Origin of the sequence: Streptomyces sp. HUAS TT11 (assembly GCF_051553595.1) — a bacterium.
In the GTDB taxonomy this organism is placed as follows: domain Bacteria; phylum Actinomycetota; class Actinomycetes; order Streptomycetales; family Streptomycetaceae; genus Streptomyces.
In genome coordinates, this window is the sequence record NZ_CP196184.1 from 8914535 (window position 1) to 8934521 (window position 19987).

The 19987-nt window shown below is 69.7% G+C and carries 19 protein-coding genes; 8 read left to right on the plus strand and 11 right to left on the minus strand.

The annotated features are described in order from the left end of the window. Window positions 1-66 precede the first annotated feature (66 nt). Window positions 67-1944 (plus strand): SpoIIE family protein phosphatase, encoded by a 1878-nt coding sequence (locus tag ACSHXN_RS40085; RefSeq protein ID WP_438305941.1) that lies wholly within the window; start codon window positions 67-69, stop codon window positions 1942-1944. Between the two features lie 206 nt (window positions 1945-2150). Beyond that, window positions 2151-2678, plus strand: a complete 528-nt coding sequence (locus ACSHXN_RS40090) for a TetR/AcrR family transcriptional regulator (protein WP_383357998.1) — start codon at window positions 2151-2153, stop codon at window positions 2676-2678. 101 nt (window positions 2679-2779) lie between these two features. Here ACSHXN_RS40090 and ACSHXN_RS40095 read toward each other — a convergent pair whose 3' ends face one another. The 7 genes from ACSHXN_RS40095 to ACSHXN_RS40125 form a co-directional block, all read right to left on the minus strand. Beyond that, window positions 2780-3649, minus strand: a complete 870-nt coding sequence (locus tag ACSHXN_RS40095) for an alpha/beta fold hydrolase (protein WP_438306534.1) — start codon at window positions 3647-3649, stop codon at window positions 2780-2782. A 122-nt stretch (window positions 3650-3771) separates the two neighbouring features. Beyond that, a complete protein-coding gene (locus tag ACSHXN_RS40100; protein WP_383357997.1) occupies window positions 3772-4581 on the minus strand; it encodes an alpha/beta hydrolase in 810 nt (269 codons plus the stop codon). A gap of 402 nt (window positions 4582-4983) precedes the next feature. Beyond that, a complete protein-coding gene (solA, locus tag ACSHXN_RS40105) occupies window positions 4984-6132 on the minus strand; it encodes an N-methyl-L-tryptophan oxidase (protein WP_356114390.1) in 1149 nt (382 codons plus the stop codon). 261 nt (window positions 6133-6393) lie between these two features. Continuing rightward, on the minus strand, window positions 6394-8556 hold the full coding sequence (locus ACSHXN_RS40110) for a phosphocholine-specific phospholipase C (RefSeq protein WP_356114391.1): 2163 nt from the start codon (window positions 8554-8556) through the stop codon (window positions 6394-6396). A 506-nt stretch (window positions 8557-9062) separates the two neighbouring features. Next, the gene (locus ACSHXN_RS40115; protein ID WP_356294113.1) at window positions 9063-10325 is read right to left on the minus strand and encodes a cation:proton antiporter; all 1263 of its coding nucleotides are present in this window, start codon (window positions 10323-10325) and stop codon (window positions 9063-9065) included. Window positions 10326-10330: 5 nt separating this feature from the next. Beyond that, window positions 10331-10801, minus strand: a complete 471-nt coding sequence (locus ACSHXN_RS40120; protein WP_355138475.1) for a cation:proton antiporter regulatory subunit — start codon at window positions 10799-10801, stop codon at window positions 10331-10333. 325 nt (window positions 10802-11126) lie between these two features. Then, the gene (locus tag ACSHXN_RS40125; protein WP_438305946.1) at window positions 11127-12044 is read right to left on the minus strand and encodes an ion transporter; all 918 of its coding nucleotides are present in this window, start codon (window positions 12042-12044) and stop codon (window positions 11127-11129) included. Between the two features lie 164 nt (window positions 12045-12208). Between ACSHXN_RS40125 and ACSHXN_RS40130 the strand changes: the two genes are divergently transcribed. The 3 genes from ACSHXN_RS40130 (at window position 12209) to ACSHXN_RS40140 (ending at window position 13884) form a co-directional block, all read left to right on the plus strand. Further along, a complete protein-coding gene (locus ACSHXN_RS40130) occupies window positions 12209-12430 on the plus strand; it encodes a twin-arginine translocase TatA/TatE family subunit (RefSeq protein WP_355138343.1) in 222 nt (73 codons plus the stop codon). A 125-nt stretch (window positions 12431-12555) separates the two neighbouring features. Then, on the plus strand, window positions 12556-12945 hold the full coding sequence (locus tag ACSHXN_RS40135; RefSeq protein WP_355138345.1) for a BlaI/MecI/CopY family transcriptional regulator: 390 nt from the start codon (window positions 12556-12558) through the stop codon (window positions 12943-12945). Between the two features lie 6 nt (window positions 12946-12951). Then, window positions 12952-13884, plus strand: a complete 933-nt coding sequence (locus tag ACSHXN_RS40140; protein WP_356114393.1) for a M56 family metallopeptidase — start codon at window positions 12952-12954, stop codon at window positions 13882-13884. Window positions 13885-13938: 54 nt separating this feature from the next. Here the strand turns inward: ACSHXN_RS40140 and ACSHXN_RS40145 are convergent, their stop codons facing one another. The 4 genes from ACSHXN_RS40145 to ACSHXN_RS40160 form a co-directional block, all read right to left on the minus strand. Continuing rightward, a complete protein-coding gene (locus ACSHXN_RS40145) occupies window positions 13939-14394 on the minus strand; it encodes a tellurite resistance TerB family protein (RefSeq protein ID WP_220296027.1) in 456 nt (151 codons plus the stop codon). Between the two features lie 207 nt (window positions 14395-14601). Continuing rightward, window positions 14602-16491, minus strand: a complete 1890-nt coding sequence (locus tag ACSHXN_RS40150) for an ATP-binding cassette domain-containing protein (RefSeq protein ID WP_438305948.1) — start codon at window positions 16489-16491, stop codon at window positions 14602-14604. Between the two features lie 380 nt (window positions 16492-16871). Next, a complete protein-coding gene (locus ACSHXN_RS40155) occupies window positions 16872-17672 on the minus strand; it encodes a GNAT family N-acetyltransferase (protein ID WP_383357991.1) in 801 nt (266 codons plus the stop codon). Window positions 17673-17791: 119 nt separating this feature from the next. Next, window positions 17792-18286 (minus strand): inorganic diphosphatase, encoded by a 495-nt coding sequence (locus ACSHXN_RS40160; protein ID WP_355138353.1) that lies wholly within the window; start codon window positions 18284-18286, stop codon window positions 17792-17794. Window positions 18287-18635: 349 nt separating this feature from the next. On the opposite strand from ACSHXN_RS40160, the gene crcB (ACSHXN_RS40165) reads away from it, so the two are divergent. The 3 genes from crcB (ACSHXN_RS40165) to crcB (ACSHXN_RS40175) are packed head-to-tail and all read left to right on the plus strand — an operon-like array spanning window position 18636 to window position 19839. Next, complete coding sequence (gene crcB / locus ACSHXN_RS40165) at window positions 18636-19121, plus strand: fluoride efflux transporter CrcB (protein WP_355138355.1); 486 nt, start codon at window positions 18636-18638, stop codon at window positions 19119-19121. Further along, window positions 19118-19468 carry a DUF190 domain-containing protein gene (locus tag ACSHXN_RS40170; RefSeq protein ID WP_383357990.1) on the plus strand — a complete coding sequence of 117 codons (351 nt, stop codon included), beginning with the start codon at window positions 19118-19120 and terminating at the stop codon, window positions 19466-19468. The genes crcB (ACSHXN_RS40165) and ACSHXN_RS40170 overlap by 4 nt, the downstream gene beginning before the upstream one ends. Beyond that, window positions 19465-19839 carry a fluoride efflux transporter CrcB gene (gene crcB, locus ACSHXN_RS40175; RefSeq protein WP_355138359.1) on the plus strand — a complete coding sequence of 125 codons (375 nt, stop codon included), beginning with the start codon at window positions 19465-19467 and terminating at the stop codon, window positions 19837-19839. Before ACSHXN_RS40170 ends, crcB (ACSHXN_RS40175) begins: the two co-directional genes overlap by 4 nt. The last annotated feature ends 148 nt before the right edge of the window (window positions 19840-19987 follow it).

Consider the following 19987-nt stretch of genomic DNA (forward strand, 5'->3'; position numbering starts at 1 on the left):
GACAGTGAGCTTGGCCTGGAGTCGCCAGTGAGGTCCTCCCTTGATCCACGTCCGGCCGTCGCACGGATGCGCATTCCCGCCAACGAGCTCGCGGCCTCGGCAGTACGCAAGTTCGTGCGTGCCGTACTCGCCGAGCGGATGACCCTGCAGTTCCCCGGGGCGCCGACCGTCAACGACCGCCTGGTGGACGACGCCGTCCTTCTCGCCGATGAACTGGTCGCCAGTGCCGTCACGCACACGGGATACGAGGTTGAGGTCGCATGCCGCCTGGAAGCGGGCCACTGCTCCCTGGTCGATTTCTCCGAGGGCGGCTCCGGGCGGGTCGCTCTTGTGGTCGAGGTGCTGGAGCGCGACCCCTCCGCTCCCCCCGACGACGCGGCCACCGGCTCGCCCGGTGAAGGGAAGGGCGTGCAAGGCCACGTGCGGGGCTATGGCCGGCAGCTCGTGCGATCGCTCGCCGAGTCGTGGGGCGTGACGTACCGGTGCTCCGGGAAGGCCACCTGGTTCCGTCTGGAGTGCGCCCTGGCGAGCCCGCTCTCCACCATGGGCGAGACGGACATCGAGCGCCTCACCGAGGCTGTGCGCCACGAGCCCTCGGCCGTCGAGCCCCTTGCGGCCGGGCTGCCCCCCGACCGCCGGGTCCGCAGTACCGACTGGGCCGAGCGCGAGGGTCAGTCGTTCCTCGCCGAGGCCGGAGAACTCCTTGCCGGGCAGATGGACGAGGACATGGTCGCGGCACTCGCCGGCCAGCTGCTCGTGCCCAGGCTCTCCGACTGGTGCGGGGTCTGGCTGACCACGGAGAACGACGACATGCGGATCTCCCACGTGTGGCACGTGGACGAACGCCGGATCCGTGAACTGCGCCTGTCGCTGGAGAAGGAGCGACCGCCCGTCAGGCTGAGCACCACCTGTGTTCCGTGGCCCTGGCCCGACTGTCTGGGCGCCGAGAGCGCCGCCGGTTCGGCCTTGGCGTTCCCACTGGTGGTGGGTGGGCGGTGCCAGGGTGCACTGCTGATCGGCCGGGCAGGTCTGACCCGGATGACCGACGCCGTCGTGCGGCTCGTCGAGGACGTGGCCCGACGCGTAGCCCAGGCGGTCGTCACGGCGCGCCACTACACCCGACAGGCCAGCATCAGCCGGACGCTCCAGCGTGGGCAGCTTCCCACGTGCCTGGCCCCGATTCCGGGCGTGGACACGGCGATCGTCTACGAGCCCTGGGGAGAGGGGCAGACCGTGGGCGGGGACTTCTACGACCTGTTCCCGCTGGGAGAGCGGCGGTGGTGTTTCCTGCTCGGCGACGTGTGCGGCCACGACCTTGAAGCGATGTCGGTCACCGGCCTGGCACGGCACCTCGTACGGCTGCTTGCGCGCGAGGGTCACGGCATCGAGTCCTTGCTGAACCGGTTGAACCTCGCCATGGCCGAGGAGGCGGCCGAAGCCGTGACGTACCGCGGCGAGCGGGAGGGATCGCGGTTCCTGAGCCTCCTGTACGGGGAGTTGGAACCCGATCTGGCCGCAGGTGGCGCACGGTGCACGATAGCGAGCGCCGGGCACCCGCCTCCGCTGCGGCTGGCGATCGACGGCTCGGTCACACCGGCGACGAACCCGCAGATGCTGCTCGGCGTCGATGAGCACGCGGAGTTCCGCGCCAACACCTTCACCTTCGCGCCGGGCGAGACACTGCTGTGCGTCACCGACGGAGTGACCGAACGGCGCAGGGGATCGCGGCAGTTGGACGACAACGACGGTCTGGCGGAGGTGCTGCGAGGATGCATGGGGCTGGGTGCGAAGGCGGTGGCGGAACGAGTCCGGCAAGCCGCCCACGACTTCAGCACCGAGCCCTTGGGCGACGATCTGGCCGTGCTGGTCCTGGAGGCGGTGCCGGTGCTGAGGCGTGCGGGGTTGAGGGGCACGACGGCGTTGCGCGGTGATCGGGCCTGTTGATGTCGGAAGGCATTGGAAAGGGTGACTGACGGCGACCATGTAGGTGCCGCCTGTACTGGCCGGGCACATGACCGAAGTCGCCGTTCCGTCGGCCTTGATGCGCACACGTACTGCCGGATTTGCGTAGAAGGAACGTTCTATATAATGGGTACGTGTCGAAGTCAATGTCTGCATCGGGTCGCCGTTCGGAAGCGCGTGAGCGGCTGTTGAGCACGGCGAGCCGGCTCTTCTACACCGAGGGCATCCGGGCCGTCGGTGTCGACCGGGTCATGGCGGAAGCGGATGTCGCCCGGGGGACCTTCTACCGGCACTTCGACGGCAAGGACGATCTCGTCCGGGCCTACCTCGAAGCAACCGATCAGCAGATCCGTGCCCGCATCGCCGCCGCCCAGAAGGAGATCGATGACCCGGCGGTCTTCCTGCAGGCAGTCGCCCGGGGTGTCGGGGAGGAACTGTGCGGTGCGGGCTTCCGCGGTTGTCCGTTCATCAACGCCGCCGCCGAATACCCGGACCAGGACAGCGCCATCCATCAGGCCGTGCTGACGCACCGCTCCTGGTTCCATCAAGTGCTGCAGGACGCCTTCGCGCAGACCGGCGCGGCCGACGCCGTGCGGTCGGCCGACGTCATGGTGGCCCTGCGGGACGGCGCCATGGTGGCCGGCTATCTGAGCGATCCGCAGAAGGCGAGCGACACCCTGGTGCACGGCGTCGCCTCACTCGCGGCCGCGGGCTGACCACCGGCGCTTCCCGCCCGGTGTGTGAGGTCCGCCCGGCATCACGCGTCCGGCCCCCGCCCCGTCGAGCAGTCGGGCGGAGGCCGGTGGGCGGAGCAGTGTTACTCGGCGGTCGCGGCGCGCTCCACGAGCTTCGTCACGGTGCCCGGGTTGGTCAGCTGGACGGCGTGGGGGGCGTCGACCTCGGTGGTGTGGGCGTGCGCGCGCGATGCCATGAACCGTTCGGCGGCGGCAGGGATGGCATGGTCGGCGCGGGCGACGAGGTACCACGAGGGAATGGTCTTCCAGGCAGGCGTGCCGGAGGGCTCGCCGAGGCCTTCTGCGCCGGCGGGGCGCTGGGTGGCGGCGAGCTCCGCGGCTTCGGCCTTGCTGAGCCGGTTGCTGAGGAAGACGTCGCGGAATTTGTCGGGCTTGAGGTACAGGTCGGTGCCCGTACTGCCGTCGGGCTGGGTGAAGGGAACGGCGTTGAGGGCCGTGGGGACGGGCGCGTCGGGGTCGTCGCTGAGGTGGCTGCCCGGGAACTTCACGCTGAGAGCCGCGGCGCTTTCGCCCTTGTCGGGTGCGAAGGCGGCGATGTAGACGAGTGCTTTGACGTTCGGGTTGCCGGTGGCGGCGTTGGTGATGACCGCGCCTCCGTAGGAGTGGCCGACCAGGATGATCGGACCGTGGATCGTCTTGAGGTAGTCGGCGAGGTAGGCGGAGTCGCTGCTGAGGCCGCGCAGTGGGTTGGCCGGGGCGGTGACCGGATAGCCGTCGGCCTGAAGGCGCTTGACGACACCACTCCATCCGGCCGAGTCGGCCCAGGCGCCGTGCACGAGGACGACGGTCGGCTTGGCCGCGGTGTGATGGCCGGCGTGGTGACCGGCGTGGTGCGTCGGGTCGGCTGAGGCGGTCGTGGCGAGGCCTACGGCGAGAGCGAGGCCGGTTGCGCCGAGGACGGCACGTCGGACCGGGCGGTTGAACACCGGGATTCTCCTTGGATCGTTGGGCGACGGACTGCTGGTGCTGTCCGTCGAGAGTGGGGGGGCGGCCTCGGCCAGGGGAGGGGAACCGACCCGCGCAGTTCGAGGGCGGCAGCGCGGACAGCGGTGTGTCAGCTGCGGCTGTGGCGAGTCGCCCAGTCGAGGGCGTAGTCGGCGACTTCTTCCCATCCGTCCTGGCCGATGATGAAGTGCGAGCGGCCGGGGAACTCGTGGTACTCGGTGACGGCCGGAGACTTCCGGTAGAGGCGCCAGTTGGCCTTGTTGACCTTCGGTGGCACGATGTGGTCCTTCTCACCGGCGATCAGCAGCAGGGGAGCACGCCGCGGGTTGCGGGCGTCGATCTTCGTGACGGCACGGGGGTTGAAATTGGCGAATGCCCCTTGGAAGAGCACACGGGCCGATCCCGGCACCTGGTAGCGCTCGTTGACGACGGCGGACTCCTCCTCGCTGAGGGTGTTGGTGAAGCCGTAGTGGAACTGCCGCGGCGTCAGGGCGATGGCCTTGTTCTTGTTGGCGGGGTTGCCCAGGACCGGCCAGGCCGATTTCAGCGTGGAGTAGGGCAGCGGAAGGACCCCTTTGACAGGTGCCGAGTCGATGGCCACGCCGGCACTTCCGAGGCCGCGGTCCAGCAGGATCTGCGTGACGGCCCCGCCGAAGGAGTGCCCGATGATGACGGGTGCCTCGTCCAGGCTGCGGACGACCTCCTCGTAGCGGGCGATCACTTCGCGCAGGCCCACCCCGGCGATACGGGAGGGGTCGCGCCGGATCTCCTCGACCTCGCCGTCGAGCCCGGGCCAGGCGGGGGCGATGACCCGGTGTCCCTGCGACCGGTAGCGCTCGGTCCATCCCTCCCAGCTGCGCGGGGTCATCCAGAGCCCGTGGATCAGCACGACAGTGCGGGCGGGTGAGGTGCCAGTCATCGGAACTCCAGTAGATAGAACGTTCTGTCCACCCAGACGATAGGCGGGGATCGTTGCCCGGAGCAAGCGAGCCGGGGGACGGCTGCGTCACATTCAGGGCGCAGGGCGCAACGCCCCGCGTGGTGGGAGAGCCGGCCTGGTGTGGATGACGGGCGGATGTGGTCGGGCAGACCGGGGCCACCGTGCTTCTTGAGCCGATGAGCGGTGGAGCCCGGACGCCCTGAGGTTCCGCCGGTGGCGCGCGTACAAGCCTTCGGCGCGCGCCGGAACGCCCCTGCCGCTACTCGCAGCGGGGGAGCGGTCCAGTTCCGCGATCGGACCTCACCCGTGCCGGCGCTCCCGGGCGATCTGCCCGACTGGCTCGCGAAGCGGCTGAGCGCGAAAGGCGTGCGGTCCGCCTGACTACCTGGCGAAGCGGCTGAGCGCGAAAGGCGTGAGGTCGATGGTGGAGGTGCCGTCCGTGACCGATTCGGCCAGCGCCTCGCCGATCGCCGCGGAGTGCTTGAAGCCGTGGCCCGAGCAGGGGGAGGCGATCAGTACCCGCTCCCGGCCCGGCAGACGGTCGATGACAAAGGCCTCGTCCGGTGTGACGGTGTACATGCACACTTCCGAGCGTGCGGCGCGAGCGGACACCTGCGGCAGCCGACCGTTGATCATGGTCCGGTGGAAGGCGGCCGCCTCCCCGGGAGCGACGAGGCGATCGAGCTGGTCCGGGCTCGGCGTGCGGTGATCGAGCTGCCCGGTGGCCACCTTGAGCGTCGCGCCGTCGACGGACGGGAACCCGTAGAAGTACTCCTCCGGGCGGCTCACCCCTTCCCAGATATAGGTGGGAAGTCGCTCGGGGGCGAAGTCCTGCCCGGAGCCCTCGAGCTCGAACCAGTGCAGGACCTGGCGGTAGACACCGAAGAGCCGGGCGAGGCCGGGATCGTCGAGCAGGCCCGCCAGCCAGCCACCCGCGCACAGCACGACCTGGTCGGCGGTGTACGTGGCCGCGTCGGTGCGGACGGTGACGGCCGACGCCGTGGCCTCGACCCCGAGGACCCGCTCCCCGCGATGAAGCTGCGCGCCGTACCGCTCCGCCAGCTCCAATTGGGCGTTGATCGCCGCTTCGGGCCGGACGAAACCGCCACCGGGCTCCAGCAGACCCACGCGACCTGCGTCCACACGGAACTGCGGGAACCGGTCTCGCAACGCGGCCGCGTCCAGCAGTTCGTACTCGATGCCGAAGGCCGCCGCGGCCCTTTCGTGGACGGCGAAGGCGCCGGGGTCGACGGCAAGGTCGGACAGGCTCAGAACGCCGCACTCGGTGAGCACCGAGACTCCGGTCTCCGCCTCGATCCGCCGCCACCACTCGTGGGAGCGCACCGCCAGGGGCGCATACTCCGCGCCCTCCAGAGTCAACCGGCGGGTGATCCGCGTCTCGCCGTGGCTGGAGCCGAACGTGTGCGGCGGGCTGTGGCGGTCGATACCCAGCACCTCGACACCACGGCGCGCGAGCTGATGGACCGTGGCGCTGCCCATGGCCCCCAGGCCGACCACGATCACGTCCATGTCCGCACAGCCCCCGACGCTCGCTCCCCTGACCTGGGCTCACCCTACACAGCGAGGTCAAGGGGAAGATCGGCGGCGGCGTGGGCTCTGATCGGCCGCTCCGGCCACGGGCGACGGCGGGTCGTTCAAGGCGCGTGAGTCGTTCGCGGACTATCGGCGGGCGTCACCGCCCCGGCCACGATCTGCTCGTGGTCCGGGGCGGTGGGACGGCCGCCGTCACGGGAACAGGCGGGAAGGCATGGTGCTCGCAGGGGGGCCGGGTCAGCCGGTGATGCTGGCCTTGCCCGTCTCCAGGTGACCGGTGAACCGCTGGGACCAGCCGTGGTCGCAGTCGGCCGTGACGGTCACGTCGTACCAGCCGTTGCTGATCTCCAGCGCATCGACGGCCCACGCCTCACTGCTGTGGGAGGCCACCCGCACCTTCTTCGGGGCGCCGGAGACGTAGCGGTTGTGGGTGATGGTGAACGTCACCGGCTTGTGGCCGTTGTTCCGCAGCGCCAGCTTCAGCTTCGGGTGCGCAGTCGACCGGCCGTCGTAGTAGCTCGCCTCGACGACGAGGTCCTTGCCGGCGGTGCCTGCGTCACCGATGAAGCGGCGCAGGAACCGGTTCGGGCCCGTGACGGTGAGGTCGTACGCGGTGTCGCTCTCGGAGGAGCCCACGGGGCCGACTCCGTTGACCGTGCCCTTGGCCTCGACGGTGTACTGACCCGGGAACTTGGCCGGGTACTCGGCCAGCGTCGGGAGGCCGCCCAGGTTGTTGTAGACGGCGAAGTGGCTCGCCTTGGTGACGAACCGGGCCTCGTTGGAGAACGCCAGCTCCGCCGTGCCGTGGGCGAACCCGGTCAGGTTGGCGTTCGGCTGGTACGGCAGCGGACGGGCCGGCTTGCTGCCCTTCTCCTGCGTGGGCATCGTGTTGTCGCCCGGCAGCGGGGTGTAGCGGGTTTCGGGGATCAGGTCCCCGGTGTCGGGCAGGTGGGGCAGCCCGTAGACCGGTGAGGTGAAGTCGAAGGCCCCGGTGAGGTCACCGCAGACCTTGCGGCGCCACTTGCTGATGTTGGGGCTGACGGCCGGCTTGCCGATCGCGGTGGTCCACTTCTCCATGAACTGGATGACCGAGGTGTGGTCGGAGACCTCGGAGGTGACCCAACCGCCACGCGTCCAGGGCGAGATGAGCACCAGCGGCACGCGGAAGCCGAGACCGACCGGCAGCGGCTCCTTCACTCCGTACTGGCTCATGGTGCCGGCGACGAACTCGTCCTCCTCGCCCGGCGCCGGCAGCGGCGGCGGAACGTGGTCGAACTGGCCGTCGTTCTCGTCGTAGTTGATGACTACCAGGGTCGAGTTGAAAACCTCCGGGTCCGCGTTCAGCGCCTCGAGGACACCGCGGAGGAAGTACGCGCCGTTGCTCGGGGAGGTGACCGGGTGTTCCGAGAAGAACTGGTTGTTGACGACCCAGCTGACCTGCGGCAGCGTGCCGTTCACCACGTCCTCGCGGATCGCGGCGTTGATGTTGTCGGCGTTGCCCGCGAGGCCGGTGGCCGGCTCGGGGACGTTCTTGACACCGTTGTCGTAGTAGACGTTGCCCGGAGCGGCCGTGCCGCCCTGGGTCGGGTCCAGCTTGGCGAAGGTGTTGAAGTACTCCAGGCCGTTGTCGCCGTAGTCGTCGGCGCACTGGTAGACCCGCCAGCTGACGCCCGCCTGCTGAAGCGTCTCGGCGTAGGACTCCCAGGGCAGGAACTTGCCGCGCTCGTCGCCGCCGTCGTTGGCCGTGAAGGTGCCGTGCTTCTTGGCGGCGTTGATCGTGCCGCTCCACAGGTAGGTGCGGTTCGGGCCCGTCGCACTGAGCACGGAGCAGTGGTACGCGTCACCCACCGTGTAGGCGTCGGCGAGGGCGTAGTGGAACGGAAGGTCCTTGCGGTCCAGGTAGCCGAGCGTGGTCGGGCCGCCCTTGGCGTAGTACCAGCCGTTCATCAGGCCGCCGTACCAGGCGCCGTGCTGGTCGGTCCAACCGTGGCTGGTGCCACCGTAGTTGGCCGCACCCATCTCAGGGCTGGGCGGTGTGGCGCCGTCCCAGGTCTTCGCGCCGCTCAGTCGCCACGGGTACTGGGTCTCGGAACCCTCGGTCAAGGTCTTCGGCTGCTCCCAGACGGACTTGCCGCCGGGCAGCTGGATCGTCGCGTGGTCGCCGAAGCCGCGTACACCCTTGAGCGCGCCGAAGTAGTGGTCGAAGCTGCGGTTCTCCTGCATGATCACGACGATGTGCTTGATGTCGCGGATGTCACCGTGCTTGTGGCCGTGGTGACCGTGCTCGTGGCCGTGCTCGGGGCTCGCGGCCGCGACGCCGGGCATCGCGGCACCCATGGCGGCCGCACCGGTGACGGTGGCGGCGGTGCCCAGGAATTTTCTACGGGACAGTGCGGACATTCTCGATTCCTCCAGATCCGGTGGCAATCGAGACACTGGTGGCGCGATCTTGCGGTAAGGCGTCCGGAATCCGACATGCGAGTAGCTGGACGCCCAAGAACAGCTGAGTGGTACACAGATTTCTCGACCCGCCGTGCGCGTGCGGAGCGGCCCTCAACGGTCCGCATCGCCCCGGCCGTGCCCCTGACCGGGGCGCGGCCGGTCCCCGTCCTTGCCGACGAAGCCCACCGTGTGCGGGACACGGGCCGAGTGATCGCGGCAGGGCACCACTGTCACTCCGACAAGGCGCGCTGACGCGCTCGTGAAGGTGCACCACTGCCACTCCGGCCGAGTCGCGTTGGCGCGCTCGTGGGGGTGCATTCACTCCTCGACCGGCAGCGCAACCCCACCGACTCGAACACCACGCAGACCACGGCCCCGTGCGCCGCCTCGGCGGGTCCTTGGACGCAATCCTGTGAGCGGCCTCGATCCCGTCGGCTGTGCCCGCCCTGCGGCGCCGTCCAGGCTCAGCGCCTGCCGACCGTGTCCTGCCCGCCCACCGATTCCCGCAGCTCCTCGCCGCGTGCTTCCGGGACTTCGGCCGGTGTCCTGTCCCTCGGTGCCGACCGGCCGAGCCGGGCCGTCAGACGCAGGGCCACCGGTTCCGTGTAGCGGGCGGCGAGCGGGCCGAGGATCACCAGGATGAGCACGTACGCCGTGGCCAGTGGGCCGAGCGAGGGCTCGATCCCCGCGGTGACCGCAAGTCCCGCGATGACGATGGAGAATTCGCCGCGTGCCACCAGGGTCCCGCCCGCACGCCAGCGGCCCTTGGCGGAGATTCCGGCTCGCTTCGCGGCCCAGTACCCGGTGGCGATCTTCGTGAGTGCGGTGACGGCGGCCAGGACGAGTGCGGGCAGCAGCACCGGTGGAATGCTGGACGGATCGGTGTGCAGTCCGAAGAAGACGAAGAACACCGCGGCGAACAGGTCCCGCAGCGGCGCGAGCAGATTGTGCGCGCCCTCGGCGACCTCGCCGGACAGGGCGATACCGACAAGGAACGCGCCGACGGCGGCAGAGACCTGGAGCTGCTGGGCCACGCCCGCGACCAGGAGGGTCAGACCCAGCACCACCAGCAGCAGCTTCTCGGGGTCCTCGTTGGAGACGAACCGGGAGATGTGCCGCCCGTAGCGCACCGCCAGCAGCAGCACCAACCCTGCGACGCCGAGCGCGATGGCCAGCGTGATGCCACCCGCGGCGAAACCGGTCCCGGCCAGCAGCGCGGTGATGATCGGCAGATAGACCGCCATGGACAGGTCTTCCAGCACGAGGATGCTCAGGATCACCGGGGTCTCACGGTTGCCGAGCCGCCCGAGATCGCCGAGCACCTTGGCGATGACGCCGGACGAGGAGACCCAGGTGACACCGGCCAGGACGACCGCCGCGACCGGGCCCCAGCCCAGCAGCAGTGCCATCGCGGCGCCGGGCACCGCGTTGAACGCCATGTCGACCAGCCCGGCCGGGTACTGGGTCTTGAGGTTGGAGACCAGATCGCTGGCCGTGTACTCCAGGCCCAGCATCAGCAACAGCAGGATCACGCCGATCTCGGCGCCGGTCGCCACGAACTCCTCGCTCGTGTTCAGTGGGAGCAGCCCGCCCTCACCGAAAGCCAGACCGGCCAGTAGATACAGGGGGATCGGCGAGAACCGGAAGCGCGCGGCGAATCGGCCCAGCAGGCCGAGACCGAGGATGATCGCGCCGAACTCCGTCAGGAACACCGCAGAGGAGTGCACCGCGATCAGTCCCGTCCGAGAATCGCGGCCGAGGCATCCACACCTTCGCGCGTGCCGATCACGATGAGCGTGTCACCGCCGGCCAGCCGGAAGTCCGGTCCGGGAGAGGGGATCGCCTCGGCGCGGCGCAGCACGGCCACGATCGACACGCCGGTCTCCGTGCGCATCCGCGTCTCGCCCAGCACCCGCCCGTTCCAGTACGACGTCGCCGCCAACTCGATCCGCTCGGCGACCAGTCCGAGCTCGGTGGTCGACAGCAGACTCGAGCTGTGATGCTGGGGCATCATCGCGTCGATGAGCGTCTCCGCCTCCCCGGAGGTCAGTCGTACCGACAAAGCACACGCGTCCGGATCGTCATCCTGGTAGGCACTCAGCGTTCGTGAACCGTCGCGGTGGGCCACCACCGACAGGCGACGCTGTTCTCGCGTGGTGAGGTCGTAGCGCACGCCGATCCCCGGCAACGGCGTACTGCTCATTCGCGTGGTGCCCACGGTTGCCCCTCCTGTCCGAGCGGATGTCCTTGACCGTCTCTTTGGAAAATCTTGATGCCACCTTAACGGCTGCCTCGGATACGGCCGAAGGTGCCCACTTGCGGACGGTCGGCCGGCAGCGGGCTCCGCGGCCTGTGGGCGAGGGAGCCGGAGAGGGGCCGCATCCTCGTCGTCACCTTGGTTCGGTCGGCTTCCGCTGCTGCCGATCGATCAACGCGGCTCGGGCTACCGGAAGACCATGGCCGTCGACATTCAAGTGATCTATCTCACGCGGCCCGAGTCCCGGTTGCCGCGGATCTGCCCCCGGGGGCTACGTGTGCCCGCCGGAGGACGGGACGGCCCGTTCCGTGTCGGACGAGGTGGGCGACGCGCCGGCGAGCTCGCGTTCGAGGTCGTCCAGGGCGCGACGGGCGATGATGACGCGCTCGAGCAGCGCCTGCTGCGCGACCGGGACGGATGCCGGTCGAGGCGCCGGCGGCGAGGGGTCCTGTTCCATGTGGCGGGCTTCCTCGAGGGAGGTCAGTACGACTCCGATGAGGACGTTGACGAGGACGAAGGAAGCAAGCAGGACGTAGGAGGCGTAGTAGAGGAGGCTCCAGCGAGAGACCTCGAGGCCCGCGTGCACGGCGTCGGTGATGCCGTCGAGAGTCATGAGCAGGAACAGGGTGAGGACTGCGCGGCCGACGGAGCCGTAGTGCTCCGGGTCGTGGTGAGCGAAGAGGACCCAGCCGACCATCGCGTAGAGATACAGCAGCAGGGCGCCGACGAGGAGGAAGCTGACGGTGCCGGGCAGGCTGCGGCCGACGGCGACGAGGACGATGCGCAGCTGGGGCAGGAACCGGGCCGTGCGCAGCACACGTGCCAGGCGCAGCAGCCGTAGGACCGTGGTGTTCTCGCGGACGACGGGCAGGAAGGTGCTCAGTACGACGGCGAGGTCGAAGAGGTTCCACGGGTCGCGGAAGAAGTCGCGGGGGCGGTCCGCGTGTGCGCCCAGACGCAACAGGATCTCCGCGGTGAAACCGGCCACGCAGATGTGCTCGGCCAGGCCCAGCCGGCCGCGCCAGACCGTGGCCAATCCGGCGTACGTCTCCATGCCGAGCAGTGCGGCGTTGGCGAGGATCAGGCAGAAGACGGTGACGGCGAACCACCGTGCCTCGGTGACCGCGCGGCACCATTGTGCCGTGGCCCGTAACGGGGTCGGCCGCATGGTCGGAGCGCCGTCCGTCATCCCGCTGTGTTCCTCCGTGCAGCACACTGTTCCCGGCCATCCGGGCCGGAAGGCGGGCTTGTTGAGAGATCGCGCTCTGCGCGAGACTTCTACAGTAATGTAGTAGACAGTGGCCCGCGCCGATGTGCCGGCCGGTCGTCGTTCGCGGAGAGGGAGTTGATCTGATGTTCGGCCTGAGTGAGCTGGCGCTTGTGCTCCTCGTGGTGGTCGTCGTGCTCGGGGTGAAGAAGCTGCCCGAGTTGACGCGTTCCGCGGGCAAGGCCACACGGATCTTCAAGAGCGAGGCCAGGGCGCTGAAGGAGCAGGACTCCGCTGCGGGACCGGACGCCGGACAGGTCGTCGAAGGCACCGTCCTGCGGCGCGACGACCGGCCCGCTCGGGACTGACACCGCACCCGGCTCGCCCGTGCGACCGGATGACGTGTGGTCGGTTGCTGCTGCTCGGCGGAAGGTGCGCTGCGGGGCTTACGATTTAGCGCTTGTGACGTGGTGACTGGCGGAAGGGAGAGGACGTGAGCGACCGGCGACAGCGTCCCCGGCGGCGAGGGCAGGGTGAGCTGGAAGGGCTGGTCCTGTCGGCCCTGCGCGAGGCGCGCGGCCCCGCGCCGGCAGGCTGGGTACAGGAGCGTCTCGGCGGAGACCTCGCCTACACGACCGTGGTCACCATCCTGACGCGATTGCTGGACAAGGGGGCGGTGACCCGGGAGCGGGTCGGGCGGTCCTTCGTATGGACGCCGGTCTCGGACCAGGCCGGGCTCGCCGCACGCAAGATGCGCAAGCTGCTCGACGGCGAGAGCGACCGGGAGGCCGTGCTGGCCCGCTTCGTGACCTCTCTGGAGCCCGATGACGAGCGTCTCCTGCGGCAGTTGCTGGGCCCGCTCGGCCCGGAAGGAGAAGACTGAAGCCTCATGGGGGTGTTCGTCTTCCTGCCGCTGGTGCTGCCGTTGACGGCCTGGCCGGTGGCGCGGCTGGCCGAGCAGCATCTGCACCCGCGGACCGCGACATGGCTGCTGTCGGTGGCGGCGGGGGTCCTGGCCCTGTGCAGCACGGTGTGCCTCGCGCTGTTGATGGTGGTGGGCACCGCGCAACTGCCGGGCAACCCGCTGCCGGACGGCTGGTCGGACGAGGAGGTCCGTGATGCCGTCCCCTATGACGAAGTCGCGGGAACGGCCGCCATTCCCGCCCTACTCGCTGTGATGGCCGCCTGTTCGCGCGTGCTGTGGCGTCACCACCGGGTCCGGCGGCGGGCCGAAGAGGCGCTTGCCGGGCTGCCGAGGAGGTCGGTGGCGGTGCTGCCGGACGAGGTGCCCTATGCGTATGCGCTGCCCGGGGGCCGGCGGGGCCGGGTCGTGGTGTCCACGGCCATGCTCGCCTCCTTGAGCGGGCAGCAGCGGCGAGCTCTTTTCGCCCACGAGCGAGTGCATCTGGCCGGCCACCATCACCGGTTCCTGCTGGTGGTGCGGCTGGCGGCGCAGGCGAACTGGTTTCTTCGGCCCCTGTGCACGGCGGTGTCCTACACCGTTGAACGGTGGGCGGACGAGGAGGCGGCGGCCCGGCTGGGAAGTCGTCGGGTGATGGCGCAGACGATCGGCAAGGCGGCGCTGGTCTCGCGGGGTGCCCCTGCGGCGACACTTGCCGCAGTGGCCTCGGGCGGCCCCGTCCCGCGCCGGGTGGCCGCGCTGCTCGGGCCGCCTCCCGCCGTGCGTGCCTGGCCGCCGGCCTTCACCGCGGTGGGCCTGGCTGTGTGGACCGCCGCGGCGGGCACCATGGTGTCCGCGCTGTCGTCGGCGAACTCCGCCGTCACCCTGTTCCTCGTGCTCAAGACGGCCACGCCCTGGTAGCGGGCGAGCCGTGCCGCTCGAGGCGGCACGGCTCGTGTCGAGGATGCGTCGCGATTACAGGTCGAACTCGTGCGGCGGGAGGTCGAGGGTGAAGCACGCCTCCCGGACGATGGCCTGCTCGTCCTTGTCGAAGTCGCCGTCGGCGCCGCCGATGACGATGCCGATCTGGATGACGGCGCGGGCCTCGGCGGGCTTCTTCTTCGCCTTGGCGATCTCCTGCAGCACACTGACCTTGCCGAAGGCGAAGTCGGCGGTGAGTTTGGCGAGGTTGTCCTCGAAGCGACGGCGCAGGTCGTCGGCGGGGAAGTTCTGCAGCACCTCGTTCGTGGCGATGAGTTGGGCGACGCGCTGCCGCTCCGACGGGTCGATGGTGCCGTCCGCGGCCGCGACGAGCGCGCACATCGCCATGGAAGCGTCGCGGAAGGCGCCACTCTTCAGATCGTTCTTCTTCGCCACCAGTTGGGTCTGCATGGTGGCAGCGGATTCCTTGATGCGGTCCCACAGGGCCATGAACGCTCCAGGTCTCGAACGGGAGTCCGTGCCGCATGCGCAGCCCGGACTCCCTTGATTCTACATTTTTGTAGAAGCTTGCACGGGGCGACGGGACGATTCCGGGCCCGCCTTCGCTATCGGCGTGTCTTTCGGGAAGTCGCCTGTTCCGTCGAGGATTTCGGCGGTGACCGCTCCGCCGCCGGTACCGGGGCGCCGCGGTGAGGGTCAGCGGTCGCTGGACAGGGCGAGGAGTTCGGCGAAGAGGCCTCCGGCGTGGACGAGGTCGTCGTAGCGGCCTTGTTCGGTGATGCGGCCGTGTTCGAGGACGACGATGTGGTCCGCGAGTTTGGTGTTCTCCAGGCGGTGTGTGACAACGATGGTGATGCGGTCGGCGGCGATCGCCTTGATCCGCTCGAAGACCCGGTGCTCTCCGCGCGGGTCCATCTGCGAGGTGGGCTCGTCGAGGATGAGCAGGGCCGGACGCCGATACAGGGCACGGGAACAGGCGATGCGCTGCCACTGCCCGCCGGAGAGTTCGGCACCGCCGAAGATTTCACGGGCGAGGAGGGTGTCGAGGCCGGTGGGGAGATCCTGGATCGCCTCGCGCAGGCCGACCGCGTCGACGGCTTCCCAGACGGGGTCGTCGTGGTGGGTGCGGGGTTGTCCCAGGGTGATGTTCTCCCGCACACGCAGCGGCCACTGCGCGAAGATCTGCGGGACGAGCCCGGTCTGTCGCCAGACGGACTCAGGGTCGACCTCGGCGAGGTCCATGCCGTTCCATGTGACACGGCCCTTGTCGGCCAGGTAGATCCCGGTGATCAGGCGCGTGAGCGTGGACTTGCCGGAGCCGTTGGCGCCGACGACCGCGAGGATGTCACCGCGGCGCAGCGTGAGCGAGACGCCGGCGACGGCAGGTTTGTCCTTGCCCGGGTACTGGTAGACGGCCTCCTCCAGGCGGATCTCGGCCACCGGCGTGTCGACTTGGAGTGGGCCGCGCCTGGGGGCGCGTGCGGATGCGTCGTCGAGGAAGGCCTGCATGTCGGTGAGGTAGAGGCTGGTGTGGAAGAGCGCAGCGCCGTTGACGATCACTTGGGAGAGGGCGGCGAGTGTCGTCTGCACGGCGACGACGGCGGTCGCGGCGAGAGCGAGTGCGATCCTGCCCGTCACCGCCAGCCACGCCAGCGCGCCCCAGGTGGCGACGAGGAACACTCCGGCGGCCAGCGAGGACAGCAGGCCGATGCGCAGGGTGCGGGGAGCGGCGGCCAGCGTGCGGGTGTCGCAGCGCTCGGACAGCGACCGGTACCAGAAGACGAGGTAGTCCGTCATCGAGTTCGCACGGACCTCGTCGCCGTACTTGGGGGTCGTGGACCACCAGCGCATCATGCCGCGTACGTTGCGGTCGGCCACGTTGGCGTAGTGGATCTCGTAGTCCACCCGCGCGGTCAGGACCGCGCCGACACCGGCAGGGAGCACGGCGAGCAGCAGCAGGGGAAGCAGCAGCGGGTTGAGCACGGAGATCGCCGCTGAGGCGGTGACCATCTTCACGAGGGCGGACAGGAAACGCTGAGCGTCGGTGACCATGACATGGGTGCGGATCACGCCCATCTCCGCGGCTTCCTGGCGATCGGAGAAGCCGTCGACGGTGTGTGCGGAGGCCTCGACACGGCAGACCGCCTCGACCAGGGCCGTGTCCGTCTCGGTCGTCAGTCGCGGCGTGATGCGTCGTTCGGCATAGGTGGCGACGGTGCCTGTGACGCGGGCGAGGCCCGCGGCGATCCCGACGACCACGAGCGCGGGGGCAGCCTGGTGCAATCGGTCGGTGACCGTTCCGTCCGTGAGGAGGGGGTGCATGGCCCGGGCGGTCGCAGCCAGGAGGACGGCGGCGGCGACACCGGTGAGTACGGGGCAGGCCAGCAACAGGGCGACGGCCGTGCGGTCGATGCGCCAGGCCAAACGCACGATGCGGCGCAGCACGGTCGGGATCTGCGCGCACAGTTTGCCGAACGATGCCTCACCCAGTGGGTTGATGGAGTACTCACCGGTGTACGTGATCTCGGCGGGCGGTGGTGGGGGGACACGGCCGGCCTGGTCATGTGCGGTTTCTGTCGAGGCCAATGGGGCTCCTCCGGATCGATGTCGAGGACGCGCTGCGGCGACATCGAGGTCAACGAAACCGGCCTGCAACTCGAACACACGTATTTCGGTCGGCGTGAAATCCGCATGGGCAAGCGAAATGGGGCCCGTGCAGGCGGCATGGACCCAGGATTCGCGGGGGAGTTGCCGCACGCGGGTGTGGCCGAAACGCCGGAGCAGATGCCCAGGGGACCAGTGGGTTCGTGGTGGGGTGTTCCGGCGGGCCGAAGGTCCACTGGACGCGGACCGAACAGAGCCCTTCATCTCCTCGTGGAGCTACAGGAATTGGGCGAGGAGGGGACGCTGGATCAGCGACGGTGGTGAGGCCCCGGGCCGAGCCACCGTGCTCCGGCGCCCGTCGGTCAGGGCGCGGTGAGGTAGGTCCAGTGTTCGGCGACGGTGAAGCCGAGCGATGCGTACATGGACACGGCCATGTCGCTGGCGCGCAGGTAGGCGGTGCGCGCGCCCCCGTGGTGGCCCTGGCGCACGACGTGCTCGGTCATCAGGGCCCCGTACCCCCGCTTGCGGTGCGCCGCCACGGTCGAGATGTTGAAGACGCCGATATGGCCGTCGACGAGGATGCCCATCCCCGTGGCCACAGGGATGCCGTCGACCTCGCCGAGGTAGGCGGTGATGCCGGGGGCGTCCAGCACGGCCGCCGTGAACAGCGGGGTGAAGATCTCCTTGGGCGCCTGGAAGCCTGCGCCCAGCGTGGTGGCGTAGAGGTCGGCTTCCGCTCCGTCGACGGCTCGCATCCGCAGCGGCGAGTCGGAGGGCGCGCCGTCCGGTGCGGCCTCGAGGTCGCGCACCATGAAGGGCTCCCAGGACTGCGCCGTGAGGCCGTGCGTGGCCGCCGTCCGCACGATCGCCTCTGCGGGCCGGGACCGTACCTGGACCGACCACGACACAGGTCCCGCGTACTGCGCCGCCGTGCTCGCCGCCCGGTCGGCGAGCAGTTCGACCTGGTCAGGCGCGGGGACGCGGGCGAGGCAGAAGACTCCGTTGACGGAGGGCGCGGGGCTGCCCGTGACCACCATCCATGTCTCGTCCCGGCCGGCCTCCTGGCGCATGCGGGGGTCGGCGCCGGCGATGTGGAGCAGTGCGGCGCCCCAGGCGCGCGCTGCGGCGTCCACACGGGACGGCTCGAGGAGATCGGCGTTCATGCGCCGATCCTATGATCGCGTCCGACGTGGTCGCTTCGGGGACCGTCGGTGTGCGCACCCGGGGCCGATCGTGAGCAAACCGGTTCACGGCGGGGACACACCGGACACCCGGAGGGCTCTCATTCGAGGCAGCCGGTGAGCCGCAGATAGCAGTGGCGGGCCGCGGAGAGCAGTTCTTCGGTTTCCCGGGCCGGCCCGCATCCGGCGACCTGGTAGGTGCGGCCGGGAGTGAGGCGGGCGAGCGCCTCGGCCCATACGTCGGGTTCCGCGTGCCAGCGGGGGAGGTCGCCGGTATCCGCGAGGTCGCCGAAGCAGGGGTCTTCGGCGACACACAGCACCTCGTTCACGTCGCGCCCCGGCGTCGAGAGGCGGAGTGTCGCGACGGGCCAGGCCTGGAGGTCGTCACCGGGGAGTGCCGGTTCGCACATCAGTACCAGTGCTTCGAGTGGTCGTCCGTCGTCACCGAGTGTGTTCACGACGCAACCGTGGCCCACCGGCCAGCCGCCGGTTCCGTGCGCCTCCGGCTGGACGTCCGCGGAAGGCTCGGCGGTCTCCCCGTCGCGCCGGATCGTGCTTGCGACGGTCGCGTCGACCGTGATGGCGATCTTGGGCATCGGCACCTCCTCCGGTCACCAGGTCCTGGTCCGAGTAGAGGCCGTCAGTGCTTGCGGGGCGCGGTTGCGGCGGGCCGGCGTCACCATCCACGTCCCACGACCAGTGTCCCGCGCCGACGCGATCGCTCCAAAGGACGCCCGGTATGGCGCAAGGTCCTCGGCCGCGGGATCCGGAGCCCCGTCGAGAGACCCCGGCGCGTCACGTTACGCTGGTGACAGCAGCGGCCCCATGGGCCGCACGGCGGTGGGGCCCGCCGTACCCAACCGCGGCGATGTTGCCGCCAACGGTCCCTGCTTGCAATGGAGTGCGTCCTGGGCATGCCCGGCGCTGTGCGAGTAGGAGACCCGTATGGGAGAGGCCCGATCCCGAGTGATCAACGAACCCACCGATCCGGACGTCGATCTGCGTGTGCCCGCGCAGCGGCGTGAGCTGCGCCGTGGGCAATGGCAGGTCATCGCGGCCGTGGCGGTCGGCGGTGTCCTCGGCGCCTGCGCCCGCTACGCAGCGGCTCTGCTGTGGCCGACCGCGCCGGGCGCGTTTCCCTGGACGACGTTCTGGGTGAACGTCATCGGCTGTGCCGTCATCGGTGTCTTCATGGTGATCATCACTGATGTGTGGGCGGCTCACCGGCTGGTCAGGCCCTTCTTCGGCACCGGCGTCCTGGGCGGCTTCACCACCTTTTCCACCTACGCCGTGGACATCCAGCGCCTGGTCGACGGCGGTCACGCTCCCATCGGGCTTCTTTACCTGGCCGCCACCATGCTGGCGGCGCTCGCCGCTGTGTGGAGCGGGGCCAACCTGACCCGCCGCGTCGTCGAGTGGAGGCAGTCATGACGAGACTGACCGGAACCGCCCTGCGGATGACGATTCTCATCGGCGAGAACGACACCTGGCATCACAAGCCCCTCTTCTCGGAGATCGTGCACCGTGCGCACGCCGCCGGTCTCGCCGGCGCCAGCGTGTTCCGCGGAATCGAAGGATTCGGTGCCTGCTCCCTGATCCACACCTCGCGGCTGCTGTCGATGAGCGAGGACCTGCCCGTCGCGATCGTCATCGTGGACTCCGAGGACCGGGTGCGCGCCTTCGTGCCCGAGCTGGACGAACTGGTCGGTGAGGGCCTGGTGATCCTCGACGAGTGCGAGGTCATCCGCTACAGCCGTGACAGGAAGGAGACCGCGTGAACTGGCTCTTGGTCATCGCGGGCGCCTTTGTCGGAGCACCGATGCGGTATCTGACCGACCGGGCCGTGCAGTCGCGGCACGACACCGTCTTCCCGTGGGGCACCTTCACCGTCAACGTGGTCGGCTCCATGACCCTCGGATTCATCACCGGGGCGGTCCTCGCCGGCGGTATGTCGTCCAACCTCCAGCTCCTGGTCGGCACCGGTCTGTGCGGGGCGCTGACCACGTACTCCACCCTGTCCTACGAGACGCTGCGGCTCGCCGAGGAGGGCGCCCGCTTCTTCGCCGCGGCGAACGCCGTGGCCAGCATCGTGGCGGGCCTCGGCGCCGCCTTCACCGGGGCCGCACTGGCCCAGTCGATCTGGGCCTGACCGCGGTGCGCGGCTGCTGTCCGTCCGGCAGCACCATGAACGGCGTCGTGTCGGCATCGGGTGGGCGACGGCTTGCCGCGAGGCCTCGGCACGGCATCCCCTTCTCGGCGAGCGCTGTCGGGGATCACCAAGCGGTTCCGACGGCGCA

Excerpts from the sequence above, each read along its gene's own strand:
- ACSHXN_RS40085 (WP_438305941.1), top strand. The coding sequence starts at position 67 with ATGCGCATTCCCGCCAACGAGCTCGCGGCCTCGGCAGTACGCAAGTTC.
- ACSHXN_RS40100 (WP_383357997.1), bottom strand. The coding sequence starts at position 4,581 with ATGACTGGCACCTCACCCGCCCGCACTGTCGTGCTGATCCACGGGCTC.
- solA (WP_356114390.1), bottom strand. The coding sequence starts at position 6,132 with ATGGACGTGATCGTGGTCGGCCTGGGGGCCATGGGCAGCGCCACGGTC.
- ACSHXN_RS40110 (WP_356114391.1), bottom strand. The coding sequence starts at position 8,556 with ATGTCCGCACTGTCCCGTAGAAAATTCCTGGGCACCGCCGCCACCGTC.
- ACSHXN_RS40120 (WP_355138475.1), bottom strand. The coding sequence starts at position 10,801 with ATGAGCAGTACGCCGTTGCCGGGGATCGGCGTGCGCTACGACCTCACC.
- ACSHXN_RS40125 (WP_438305946.1), bottom strand. The coding sequence starts at position 12,044 with ATGACGGACGGCGCTCCGACCATGCGGCCGACCCCGTTACGGGCCACG.
- ACSHXN_RS40130 (WP_355138343.1), top strand. The coding sequence starts at position 12,209 with ATGTTCGGCCTGAGTGAGCTGGCGCTTGTGCTCCTCGTGGTGGTCGTC.
- ACSHXN_RS40140 (WP_356114393.1), top strand. The coding sequence starts at position 12,952 with ATGGGGGTGTTCGTCTTCCTGCCGCTGGTGCTGCCGTTGACGGCCTGG.
- ACSHXN_RS40145 (WP_220296027.1), bottom strand. The coding sequence starts at position 14,394 with ATGGCCCTGTGGGACCGCATCAAGGAATCCGCTGCCACCATGCAGACC.
- ACSHXN_RS40155 (WP_383357991.1), bottom strand. The coding sequence starts at position 17,672 with ATGAACGCCGATCTCCTCGAGCCGTCCCGTGTGGACGCCGCAGCGCGC.
- ACSHXN_RS40160 (WP_355138353.1), bottom strand. The coding sequence starts at position 18,286 with ATGCCCAAGATCGCCATCACGGTCGACGCGACCGTCGCAAGCACGATC.
- crcB (WP_355138355.1), top strand. The coding sequence starts at position 18,636 with ATGGGAGAGGCCCGATCCCGAGTGATCAACGAACCCACCGATCCGGAC.
- ACSHXN_RS40170 (WP_383357990.1), top strand. The coding sequence starts at position 19,118 with ATGACGAGACTGACCGGAACCGCCCTGCGGATGACGATTCTCATCGGC.